Annotated in this window: 12 protein-coding genes; 7 read left to right on the top strand and 5 right to left on the bottom strand. The window is 53.5% G+C overall.

The window, feature by feature from the left end; all coding sequences use genetic code 11:
* Positions 1-95 precede the first annotated feature (95 nt).
* On the bottom strand, positions 96-1,187 hold the full coding sequence (locus AC534G_RS19600; protein WP_162620744.1) for a LacI family DNA-binding transcriptional regulator: 1,092 nt from the start codon (positions 1,185-1,187) through the stop codon (positions 96-98).
* A gap of 155 nt (positions 1,188-1,342) precedes the next feature.
* Here AC534G_RS19600 and AC534G_RS19595 point away from each other — a divergent pair, with 155 nt between their 5' ends.
* Complete coding sequence (locus tag AC534G_RS19595) at positions 1,343-1,948, top strand: class I SAM-dependent DNA methyltransferase (RefSeq protein ID WP_038638003.1); 606 nt, start codon at positions 1,343-1,345, stop codon at positions 1,946-1,948.
* On the opposite strand, the gene AC534G_RS19590 is transcribed toward AC534G_RS19595, so the two are convergent.
* Both AC534G_RS19590 and AC534G_RS19585 read right to left on the bottom strand, forming a co-directional pair.
* Positions 1,945-2,895 (bottom strand): GlxA family transcriptional regulator, encoded by a 951-nt coding sequence (locus tag AC534G_RS19590; protein ID WP_110498660.1) that lies wholly within the window; start codon positions 2,893-2,895, stop codon positions 1,945-1,947. The two genes, AC534G_RS19595 and AC534G_RS19590, sit on opposite strands and share 4 nt — an antisense overlap.
* An 18-nt stretch (positions 2,896-2,913) precedes the next feature.
* Entirely contained in the window at positions 2,914-3,690 is a 777-nt protein-coding gene (locus AC534G_RS19585; RefSeq protein ID WP_110498659.1) for an MBL fold metallo-hydrolase, read from the bottom strand.
* 371 nt (positions 3,691-4,061) lie between these two features.
* Here AC534G_RS19585 and AC534G_RS19580 point away from each other — a divergent pair, with 371 nt between their 5' ends.
* The 3 genes from AC534G_RS19580 to AC534G_RS19570 all read left to right on the top strand — a co-directional run bounded on the left by AC534G_RS19580 (position 4,062) and on the right by AC534G_RS19570 (position 5,969).
* Positions 4,062-4,307 (top strand): YmjA family protein, encoded by a 246-nt coding sequence (locus tag AC534G_RS19580; RefSeq protein WP_069323914.1) that lies wholly within the window; start codon positions 4,062-4,064, stop codon positions 4,305-4,307.
* An 86-nt stretch (positions 4,308-4,393) separates the two neighbouring features.
* Positions 4,394-4,870, top strand: a complete 477-nt coding sequence (locus tag AC534G_RS19575) for a cold-shock protein (RefSeq protein ID WP_038638021.1) — start codon at positions 4,394-4,396, stop codon at positions 4,868-4,870.
* A 382-nt stretch (positions 4,871-5,252) separates the two neighbouring features.
* The gene (locus tag AC534G_RS19570) at positions 5,253-5,969 is read left to right on the top strand and encodes a YebC/PmpR family DNA-binding transcriptional regulator (protein WP_038638023.1); all 717 of its coding nucleotides are present in this window, start codon (positions 5,253-5,255) and stop codon (positions 5,967-5,969) included.
* A gap of 114 nt (positions 5,970-6,083) precedes the next feature.
* On the opposite strand, the gene AC534G_RS19565 is transcribed toward AC534G_RS19570, so the two are convergent.
* Positions 6,084-6,941 (bottom strand): alpha/beta hydrolase family protein, encoded by an 858-nt coding sequence (locus tag AC534G_RS19565; RefSeq protein ID WP_087857015.1) that lies wholly within the window; start codon positions 6,939-6,941, stop codon positions 6,084-6,086.
* 168 nt (positions 6,942-7,109) lie between these two features.
* Positions 7,110-7,922: a DNA-binding transcriptional regulator gene (locus tag AC534G_RS19560; RefSeq protein WP_051594508.1), complete on the bottom strand. Its 813-nt coding sequence runs from the start codon at positions 7,920-7,922 to the stop codon at positions 7,110-7,112.
* 190 nt (positions 7,923-8,112) lie between these two features.
* Here AC534G_RS19560 and AC534G_RS19555 point away from each other — a divergent pair, with 190 nt between their 5' ends.
* The 3 genes from AC534G_RS19555 to mhpC are packed head-to-tail and all read left to right on the top strand — an operon-like array spanning position 8,113 to position 11,618.
* The gene (locus tag AC534G_RS19555; RefSeq protein WP_038638028.1) at positions 8,113-9,777 is read left to right on the top strand and encodes a bifunctional 3-(3-hydroxy-phenyl)propionate/3-hydroxycinnamic acid hydroxylase; all 1,665 of its coding nucleotides are present in this window, start codon (positions 8,113-8,115) and stop codon (positions 9,775-9,777) included.
* A gap of 1 nt (position 9,778) precedes the next feature.
* Positions 9,779-10,723, top strand: a complete 945-nt coding sequence (gene mhpB, locus AC534G_RS19550) for a 2,3-dihydroxyphenylpropionate/2,3-dihydroxicinnamic acid 1,2-dioxygenase (protein ID WP_110498658.1) — start codon at positions 9,779-9,781, stop codon at positions 10,721-10,723.
* Between the two features lie 28 nt (positions 10,724-10,751).
* Positions 10,752-11,618: a 2-hydroxy-6-oxonona-2,4-dienedioate hydrolase gene (mhpC, locus tag AC534G_RS19545; protein ID WP_110498657.1), complete on the top strand. Its 867-nt coding sequence runs from the start codon at positions 10,752-10,754 to the stop codon at positions 11,616-11,618.
* Positions 11,619-11,620 lie beyond the last annotated feature (2 nt).

The raw sequence follows: 11,620 nt of genomic DNA, 5'->3' as shown, positions 1-11,620 counted from the left end.
TCGCTCACAATTTCAATCAAAATACGGATAAGCGCTCCCGGCTGTAAAGGATGGGGCGTTTAATGAGTGAACTGACTCACATAATTGTTATGCGTTCACATTTTGGGTGTGAGCTGAGAAACTTGCCGCGCAAGCTGGATGAGTGAATCCGCCAGCGCCTGGGGAGAGGTGGTTTGCGTATCAGGAGGCAGAACCGTTTTGCGCTTCACCAGAGTTACGGGCAGCAGTTGGTTGCCCTCGGTTGATTCGCCATGGGGATGTTGCAGCAGCCTGTCGACGCTGGTTTCACCCAATAATGGAAAATCCTGCCTGATGGTGGTTAGCGGTGGAATGTAGCAGGCGCTGTCTTCTGTGTCATCGTAGCCGATCACCGAGATATCCATCGCCACCCGCAGGCCGAACTCGCTGATTGCCCGCATCGCGCCCAGCGCCATTTGATCGTTAGCAACCAGCATAGCGGTGGGGAGATTACCGCTATTGAGCAGTTGCAGTGTTTGTTGAAAACCAGACATCGCGCTCCAGTCGCCTTCCAGCTCCGCGACGGGTTGCAACTGGTAGTACGCCAGATATTTATGCCACCCCGCATGCCGAAGCCTTGCCGAAACCGAAGTGTGCGGCCCGCTCAGCAGGGCGATACGCTGATGTCCGTGCTGTACCAGATGTTCAACGCCAAGGCGTGCGCCGTCATCATGGGAGAAAATCACACTGTTAATTGGCGTCTGGTCAGAGACATCGAGAAACAGCACCGGCACCGTACCGCAGGCGGCAGCCACGGCAATGGCGTCTTCTTCATCCAGCGGATAGTTAATGATAAGTCCGGTTACGCGTTGGGAAAGCAGGTTGTGGACCGCGGCTTTGCATGCTTCAACGCCGCTGCGCTCGACCATGGCGATCACCACGCTGGCACCGGACTGGTCGGCGCGGGATTTTATGGCGGCAACGATTTGTGAAGGGGCGTGCAGGGCAAGATTCGCCGTCACGACGCCAATAAGCGACGTCTGTTTACCTGCCAGTTGCTGTGCGACGCGGTTAGGGATGTAATTGAGTTCCGCCATCGCGGCCTCAACTTTCTGTCGGGTTTTTGCAGAAACGTGGCTGGCCTGATTTACGACGCGCGAGACGGTCTGGTAAGAGACTCCTGCATGGTCTGCCACATCGTATAGCGTTACCGGTTTCACGTTTATCACCCCTGTCATGATGTTTTCTACGCGCTATGATGCCACAGCGGAACAGTTTTGGGGGATTTGCGCATGGGTTCTGCGAGGCGCATTCCAGGGTTGCGTCTCTGGCAGCGGAGGATTTATCGTCGTGATTATTAACAGAATAAAAAAGTGAGTACATCGTGAGCGACGTTGCGGCAAACAACATTCTGTCCATCTACCGACGTCATGCGGATGCCTTTGCTAGTCAGCGCTCTCGTACACTGTTCGAGAAAAGCTGGCTGGATAAGTTCATCACCGTGATGGGCGGGCAGGGCAGCATTGTGGATATTGGCTGCGGGAATGGTCAGCCGATTGCCGGGTATTTTATCCAGCAAGGTTTTCAGCTCACAGGGATTGATGGTTCCGCAGCGATGCTGGCCCGCGCCCGGCAATCCTTTCCCGCGCAGCGCTGGCTGGAGCAAGATATGCGGGAGTTGGTACTTAACGAGACGTTCGACGGCCTGATCGCGTGGGACAGCTTTTTCCATTTAACCCAGCAAGACCAACGAAAGATGTTCCCGATCTTTGACCGGCTTAGCCATCCCGGCAGCGCGCTGATGTTTACCAGCGGTACCGGGAACGGCATTGCGATGGGGCAATTTGAAGGCGAGCCGCTATTTCACGCCAGCCTCGCGCCGGACGAATACCGCGCATTGTTGTCAGCGCATGGCTTTGCGGTGGTCGAGATGGTGATGGAAGATCCGGAATGCGCAGGGCACACGGTGTGGCTGGCGAAAAAAAGCTAAATGCCGCGAAAGGTTTTGCGCCATTCGGCGGGGCTGACGCCGAAATGAGATTTAAAATGCTGACGCCAGGTGACCGGCGACTGAAAACCGACCTGTTCGGCGATGCGTTCAACGGGCAACTGACTGGACTCCAGTAACGCCTGGCTGCGGCGAAGACGCTCGACAATCAACCACTCTGCCACGCTCGATCCGGTGGCTTTCATAAAGTGACGGGTTAACGTGCGACGGCTCATCATCAGCCGCTGCGCCAGCTCATCGATACTATGCTGCTCGTGGATATGCAGGCGTAAATAATCAAGCAGGGCATTTATGCGCTGATCCTGGGTATTTTTCGCCACCGGCTGTTCGATAAATTGTGCCTGACCACCTTCGCGATGCGGCGGCACAATCATCCGCCGCGCAATCTGATTCGCTGCCGTGCTGCCAAAACGTTGGCGGATCACGTACAAACAGCAATCCAGCGCGGCGGCAGTGCCTGCTGAGGTAATAATACCGTCGTCATCCACATACAGAGCGTTGATATCCACACGCGCCGCCGGGAAGCGGGCCTGAAAATCCTGCTCGAACTCCCAGTGCGTGGCAGCCCGTTTGCCATCCAACAGACCGGCATAGCCGAGGACAAATGCGCCCAGACACAGCCCGACAATTTGCGCGCCGTTTTGTCGGGCGTGGTTGAGCGCATCAAGCAACCCTTGCGGCGGGCGATGTGCGGTAGTGCCCCAGTAAGGGATTACCACGATGTCGGCTGCCTCCACCGCTTCATAGCCATGAGCTGCGTTAATCGAGAAACCGTCCTGCGAGGAAACAATACCGGGCTGTTCGGCGCACAATTGCACGTCGAAGCGCTTTTTCGCCGCTACTTTGTCACTGAAAATGATGCACGGCACCGAGAAGTGAAACGGGCTGAAATCTTCCACGGCGACAATAGCGACGGTAAGCGGCTGCATACGATTCCTCTGCGGATATTAAAACGTCAGGGTTTCACCATCTTCCGGCACGTTGACGCATTGCGCAATCTGGTTGTCGCTGGCGTATGACTTCAGCGCGGCGCGGGTCAACAAACAGTGGTTTATCGCCTCCATATGCGTGGCCACAATTTGTGCGTTGGGAAGGGTGAAGTGGGTTTTTAGTACATCTTCTGCGCCCATAATAATTGGGCCAAAACCGATAACGTGGGCAAAACCGGCGTTCAAAATCACCACGTCCGGTTGGAAAGTCAGCATGTTGGCTTCCACTTCGTCACGCCAGATAGTGTCTCCAACCAGATACAGCGTTTTTTCCGCCGGATGCTGAAAGATTACCCCGCAGGCATCGCCTAAACGTTCCGCCATTTGCGGGATGGCGTAAGCGCGATCTGAGCCATGCTGGCCGCCGGTTTTACGCAGGATGATGTCGCCCAGCGTGGTGTTGTGCGTCAGTACGATCAGGTGTGTGAAACCCTGATCTCGCAGTACCTGCGCATCTTGCTCATTTTGCACGTAAATCGGTTTGTCTTTCGGCACGACGTGTGCTGCAACCTCATCCCAGTGATCTTCATGCAGGTGGGTCACGATCAGCGCGTCAACGTTGAGCAGGGTGTCGATATCGACGGGCAGATCAACGGTTGGGTTGCGGATCTCCGCACGTGCCGTTCCGGCAAAGCCCGGATAAGCACTTTTTGCCGCCAGCATTGGATCGATTAGAAAGGTCTTGCCGCCAAAGGTGATGTACTGCGTGGCGTTACGGATTTGCGTGATGTTCATGGTGTTTGCTCCACGTGTTGGGTCAGTGGTGTCATCGTAGAGTGTTGTGCATAAGTTGAATGTGGGCAAATGGGCGACTAGCGATGGGATTGGGCCAATTGCAGAGGCCGATAATGTAATTAGATTTAACGTAATAGAATATTTACTTTATAGCTCTCGGGTTAATTTGTTGCTATTGTACCGACCTAAATAAAAAAACAGATATATAAATAAAGATTAATTAAATGCGAAGCGGCTCCAGAAAATAGTGTTGATATATGTAATGTGTAACAGCCAATAAAACAGATCGCGAACCATGAAATAACAATGCTATCATTCACATCAGACGTGGCAGACAACTGCTGGCACACGCATTCACCCCGGAGCACCTCATGAATAACGACATTCCGCTAAAATATTATGATATCGCCGACGAGTACGCGACCGAAGCCGCAAAGCCGGTAAACGATGCCGAACGCGATGCGCTGGCGCACTACTTCCAGCAACTGATCACCCGTTTAATGAACAACGAAGAGATTAGCGAAGAAGCGCAGCAGGAGATGGCAACCGTGGCCGGTGTCGACGCGCAGCGTATCGACGATATCGCGGAGTTCCTCAATCGCTGGGGTAACGAGTAGCCAAAGACGTGGTCTGTGTTTTACACTGCGCGCAAATTCAGTAGATATACTCTGCGAGTATTAGATTTAATCAGGTGGAAACAGCAATGAACGGAACAATCACAACGTGGTTTAAAGATAAAGGCTTTGGATTTATCAAAGATGAAAATGGCGATAACCGCTATTTTCATGTGATTAAGGTTGCTAATCCTGAGCTAATCAAGAAAGACGCGGCGGTAACCTTTGAACCGACCACCAACAACAAAGGTCTGTCTGCCTATGCGGTGAAAGTCATACCAGACAGCAAATACATCTATATCGCGGGCGAGCGTCTGAAGCTCACGGCGATCAAGTCGTACCTGGTATACAGTGAAGAAGTTCCTGTCGAAACCCGTATTGATAAAGAAAACGCGGTGCTGTCTGTCGGCGTGCTGATGAACAGCATCCGGCCGAAATCAGAGGTGAAGCCAGGCGAAATGCGTAAGCTGAAAAAACTGGCTATCACCACTTTCCAGGGTACGACGCTGATCTTCTCTGAAGATGAAATCGACATCGATGCGACAGTAAAATTGCTTAAGGTCTGAAGCTCTTCAGACTGATAAGTGCCGCAACTCTGTTATTCATTGCCCCATGCGGATAGTGTTGCTCTGAGCGCTGAGGATGCAAGAAACCGCTCGCCCAGAGCAGAACACTTTATGTAATTGCTGAAGCCGCCGCTGGCTTCGCGTCCTTATTATTGCAGTGGTCCAATTAGTTAGGATAAAAACAAAAGAACCAGCAGGGAGTCTGGTAATAACCTATTCATAATGTTAATTATTAATTAAATAAAAGTAGCAGCTCATGAAGTTTTGATATTTTCATTTCTCATAGACGAGAATTTACACATCATGATATAATATGGTGGAGAAAGCTCGCGGTTTATTAATCTGCGCGTAATGTAAATAAATTTTCGGGGAGTGTATTCCAGTGGGACGTAAATGGGCCAATATTGTTGGTAAAAAAACGGCTAAAGACGGTGCAACGTCTAAAGTATATTCAAAATTCGGTGTGGAAATCTATGCTGCCGCTAAACAAGGTGATCCAGACCCAGAATTAAACACAGCTTTAAAATTCGTTATTGAACGTGCGAAACAAGCCCAGGTTCCCAAGCACGTTATTGATAAAGCTATTGATAAAGCCAAAGGTGGCAGCGACGAAACGTTCATGCAAGGGCGTTATGAAGGTTTTGGCCCAAGCGGTTCCATGATTATCGCTGAAACCCTGACATCAAACGTTAACCGCACGATTGCTAATATTCGCTCAATCTTCAATAAAAAAGGCGGGAATATCGGGGCGGCAGGTTCTGTCAGCTACATGTTTGACAATACTGGTGTAATCGTATTTAAAGGCACTGACCCTGACCATGTTTTTGAAATTTTGCTTGAAGCTGAAGTTGATGTTCGTGATGTCACCGAAGACGAAGGAAATATCATTATTTATACTGAGTCTACCGACCTTCACAAAGGCATTGCAGCGTTAAAAGCAGCGGGAATTACAGAGTTTTCAACAACAGAATTAGAAATGATTGCTCAATCAGAAATTGAACTGTCGCCAGAAGATTTAGAAATCTTTGCAGGGCTTGTTGATGCTCTTGAAGATGACGACGATGTTCAAAAAGTATATCATAACGTTGCAAATCTCTAATTCTAAATTAAAGAAATCTGTCATTGTGGCAGATTTTTTTAACGATTAGATTTGTTATAAAAAGTATATCTGGCCTGACAGTACGGCAGAAAATAAAATTAAATATCTGCTGGCTCAATTCTGGCTCTGTCTCGCCAGCCACTGACCGACGATAGGCCATAATTTATCCGCACTCCGCGTTCGAAAAAAGCCCATGTGTCCAACTGAAGAAAGACCATAATCTGCGTGCCGAATTTCGCGATGTTCGATTTTTGCGTTTTGCACTGGCTCCATCAGGGATGCAATGGCTTCAGGGTTAGCCCACGGGTCGTCATCAAAACCCATCACCAGTAAAGGCAAGGTTATCTCACTTGCCCGTTGGCGTGCATCCCAGTCTGGATCGTCGTAGAAATAACCCGGCATTGCGCTCCAGCGTCCCCACTGAAGCATCACTGGAGCTGGCAAATCTTCGCCCAGCCCAAGGCGCCTGGCAGGCATATACCCGAAGATTCGGCAAAGAACCGGGGCCAGAACACGCAGCAGGCACCAGACCCGCACTTTCTCTGCCGTTTGTTTTATTGTGCTCGTTACCCCGGCATGGGAGGCCACAATGACGGCCGCGTGCAGGGCGGAAGTGGCCGTGGAAAGCAGAACCGCATGCCCGCCGACACTGTGTCCTACCGCCAGCAGGTTAAGTCCGGGAAAACGCGTTTTAGCCCAGGCAGTAATGCAGCCCACGTCCTGCTCGATCCAGTCTGACATTGAGATGCTGTAGCTACGGAGCTTCCCGGATTTCGAGCGGCCCGTTCCCCGATAATCGTAAGTGACGACACTGAATCCCTGGTTAAAAAGGTACTCTGCGAACCCCTCATAAAACGCCTGTACAACCGCCGTGGCTGGATGAAGAATAACGATCGCTTTGGCATCGCTTCTTTCCCAAATCGTGGCGGACAGAAATCCGCCTTCATTTACGGGTATTATTATTGAATTCATTCATTGAGCCTTATCTGTGTGGTCATACCAGTTGGTTCTGAATTCAATGTAGCTTTAACTAGCGAATCTGGCGATTTTTTTGTTCTGTATCCCGGTCTCGTTAAAGGAGACCGGGAATGCGGAAGGTTATTTAAGCTTTGGATAATCCGCCAACAAATGTGATCTACTTCACCTCCCGGCAACCAAAATCTCTTGTGACTCCACGCCGTCCTCTATCTGTTTCGCCACTTTTTGTAAGGCCGGAAGATGCTTTTCCGCTGCCTGCTCGATGGTCATGGCGCTGGCCATATACACCAGGTTCAGACAACCAATAACCCGCTGTTCGCTGCGGATGGGAACGGCGATGGAGGCGATTTTTTCTTCCTGATCCCACCCGCGATAGTTCTGTCCAAAGCCGTCTTTACGTGCGCGGGCCAGAATAGCGTCGAGCTTTAGCGGTTCGCGGGCTAACTGGAACTCTTCTCCTGGTCTTGAGGCAAGCATTTCAATCAGTTGCTGACGTTCATTCTCCGGGCAAAATGCCAGCCAGGTCAGGCCGGATGCGGTTTTTAATAGCGGTAAACGACGTCCGACCATCGCCCGGTGAAACGACAGGCGGCTGAAGCGGTGGGTGGTTTCACGCACTACCATCGCGTCAACGTCCAGCGTGGACACGTCGGTCGGCCAGATGACTTCGCGCAGCAAATCCCCCAACAGCGGGGCGGCGAGCGCAGAAATCCACTGCTCGTCACGAAATCCCTCGCTGAGCTGACGGACTTTAATGGTTAAGCGAAAGCTATCATCGGACAGGCTGCGCCGGACGTAACCCTCATCCTGCAACGTTTCCAGCAGACGTCTGACCGTGGTGCGGTGCAGGCCGCTCAGCTCTGCCAGCAGGCCAACGCTGGCCCCGCCGTCAAGCCGATTTAACATATTTAATAACATTAACCCGCGCGTTAACCCGCGCACGGTTTTGTATTCGGTACCGTCGTCACTTTTCATATTCATTGACAAATATATAGGTAAAACAACGTTGTGCACTTAGTGCACATCCAGGCATGTTTTGATTGTAGCGCAAAAACTCACTTCTATACTGACCGCACAATAAAAACTATTCACATATTTTTAACAAAACAAATTGCGCCTCACCAGGGCCTGCAATTGCGTTTTGTCCGAGTAGTGAGGTTCTGAAATGACAACTATAAATCCTGATATCCAACCCGCAGTGCAGCACACCGCGCAGGTAGCGATTGCTGGAGCCGGCCCGGTAGGGCTGATGATGGCGAACTATCTTGGCCAGATGGGCATTGAGGTGCTGGTGGTAGAGAAGCTCGACACGCTGATCGACTATCCCCGCGCCATCGGTATTGACGATGAAGCGCTGCGCACCATGCAGTCCGTTGGTCTGGTCGAGAACGTTTTGCCACATACCACGCCGTGGCACGCGATGCGCTTTCTTACCCCGAAAGGCCGCTGCTTTGCCGATATCCAGCCGATGACCGACGAATTTGGCTGGTCGCGCCGCAATGCGTTCATTCAGCCGCAGGTGGATGCGGTGATGCTGGAAGGGCTGTCGCGTTTCCCCAACGTGCGTTGCCTGTTTTCTCGCGAACTGGAAGCCTTCAGCCAGCAAAATGGTGAAGTGACGCTGAACCTGAAAGCGCCGGACGGCCAGCGGGAAACGGTGAAGGCCCAGTGGCTGGTGGCCTGCGACGGTGGCGCCAGCAACGTCAGGCGCTCGCTGAATGTGCCATTTGAAGGTAAAACCGCGCCGAATCAGTGGATTGTAGTGGATATCGCCAACGATCCGCTGAGTACGCCGCATGTGTACCTGTGCTGCGATCCGGTGCGCCCGTATGTTTCTGCCGCGCTGCCGCATGCGGTGCGCCGCTTTGAATTTATGGTGATGCCGGGGGAAACCGAAGCCCAGCTTAGCGAGCCGCAGAATATGCGCCAACTCTTGAGCAAAGTGCTGCCGAACCCGGATAACGTCGAGCTGATCCGCCAGCGCGTGTACACCCATAACGCCCGGCTGGCCGAACGCTTTCGTATTGACCGTGTGCTGCTGGCGGGCGACGCGGCGCACATTATGCCGGTCTGGCAGGGGCAGGGGTACAACAGCGGTATGCGCGATGCCTTCAATCTGGCGTGGAAACTGGCGCTGGTGATTAATGGCAAAGCCGGTGATGCGCTGCTGGATACCTACCAGCAGGAGCGCCGCGATCATGCCAAAGCGATGATCGATTTGTCGGTTACCGCAGGCAACGTGCTGGCGCCGCCAAAACGCTGGCACGGCGCGGTGCGCGACGGAGTTTCCTGGCTGTTGAACTACATTCCGCCGGTCAAACGTTACTTCCTTGAAATGCGCTTTAAGCCGATGCCGCAGTACCACATCGGGGCGTTGGTGCGTGAAGGTGACGCGAAAACCTCGCCAGTCGGCAAGATGTTTATCCAGCCGAAGGTCACGCTGGAAACCGGCGAAGTGACGTTGCTCGATAACGTCATTGGCCCGAATTTCGCGGTGATTGGCTGGGGCTGTAATCCGCTATGGGGCATGAGTGAAGCGCAGATCCAGCAGTGGCAGGCGCTGGGGACGCGGTTTATCCAGGTGGTGCCGGATACGCAGATACATACCGATCAGGATAACCATGACGGCGTTACCCGCATTGGCGATACGCAAAACCGTCTGCGCGCGTGGTTTGCCCAACACAATGCCGCGCTGGTGGTGATGCGCCCGGACCGCTTTGTCGCCGCCATCGCTATTCCGCAAACCCTGGGCAACACCCTGAATAAACTGGCGTCGGTGATGACGCTCACCCGCGTAAATACCGATCTTCCTGTTGAAAAGGTAGCCTGATATGCACGCTTATCTTCACTGTCTTTCCCACTCGCCGCTGGTGGGCTATGTCGACCCGGCGCAGGCCGTGCTCGATGAAGTTAACGGCGTGATCGCCAGCGCCCGCGCACGTATTGCGGCGTTCGATCCTGAGCTGGTGGTGCTGTTTGCCCCCGATCACTACAACGGTTTTTTCTACGATGTGATGCCGCCGTTTTGTTTAGGCGTAGGGGCCACCGCAATCGGCGATTTCGGCAGCGCCGCCGGGGAACTGCCGGTGCCCACCGATCTCGCTGAGGCCTGCGCCCATGCGGTGATGAAAAGCGGTATCGATCTTGCCGTGTCCTACAACATGCAGGTCGATCACGGCTTTGCGCAGCCGCTGGAGTTTTTGCTCGGCGGTCTGGATAAGGTCCCGGTATTACCGGTGTTTATTAACGGCGTCGCCACGCCGCTGCCGGGCTTTCAGCGTACCCGCATGCTCGGTGAAGCCATTGGTCGTTTCGCCAGTTCGCTGAATAAACGCGTGCTGTTTTTAGGTTCCGGCGGCCTGTCGCATCAGCCACCGGTGCCGGAGCTGGCAAAGGCCGATGCCCATATGCGCGACCGCCTGCTCGGCAGCGGCAAACAGTTACCCGAAAACGAGCGTGAATTGCGCCAGCAGCGAGTGATCAGCGCCGCCGAGAAATTTGTGCAAGACCAGCACACGCTGCACCCGCTTAACCCCGTCTGGGATAACCGCTTTATGACCCTGCTTGAGCAGGGACGTTGGCAGGAACTGGACGCGGTCAGCAATGAAGAGCTATCCGCGATGGCGGGCAAATCAACGCACGAAGTGAAAACCTGGGTTGCCGCCTTCGCCGCCATTTCTGCCTTTGGCAACTGGCGCAGCGAAGGTCGTTATTATCGCCCGATCCCGGAGTGGATCGCCGGATTCGGCTCCCTGAGCGCCACCACACAGAACTGAAACAGAACTGAATATGCAGGAGAAGAACATGACTTACCAACCGCAAACCGAAGCCGCCACCAGCCGTTTTCTGGAGGTGCAGGAAGCAGGCGAAACCTTACGCGCGCATTTCAATGACTGTGGGCAGGGCGAAGAGACCGTGGTGCTACTGCACGGCTCAGGTCCTGGCGCGACGGGCTGGGCGAACTTCAGCCGCAACATCGATCCGCTGGTTGAGGCCGGATACCGGGTGATCCTGCTGGATTGTCCTGGCTGGGGGAAAAGCGATGGGATCGTTAACCGCGGGTCACGATCCGATCTCAACGCTCGCATTCTGAAAAGCGTGGTCGATCAACTGGATATTCAGAAAATCCACTTGCTGGGCAACTCAATGGGTGGCCACAGTGCAGTGGCGTTTACTTTGAGCTGGCCGGAGCGCGTGGGCAAGCTGGTGCTGATGGGCGGTGGAACGGGCGGCATGAGCCTGTTTACCCCGATGCCGACCGAAGGCATCAAGCGTCTGAATCAGCTATATCGTGAGCCGACCATCGAAAATCTGAAGCTGATGATGGAGATTTTTGTCTTCGACACCAGTGACCTGACTGAAGCGCTGTTTGAGGCGCGCCTGAATAACATGCTGTCGCGCCGCGATCACCTGGACAACTTTGTCCAGAGTCTGGAAGCCAACCCGAAACAGTTCCCGGACTTCAGCCCGCGTCTGGGTGAAATCAAGGCCCAGACCCTGATTGTCTGGGGCCGCAACGACCGGTTCGTGCCGATGGACGCCGGCCTGCGCCTGCTCTCCGGGATTGCCGGTTCTGAACTGCACATCTACCGCGACTGCGGGCACTGGGCGCAGTGGGAACATGCGGATGCCTTTAACCAACTGGTGCTGAACTTCCTCGCACGCCCTTAAGG

Source organism: Citrobacter sp. CRE-46 (assembly GCF_059615875.1).
This window is presented reverse-complemented; position numbering and strand designations above follow the sequence as displayed.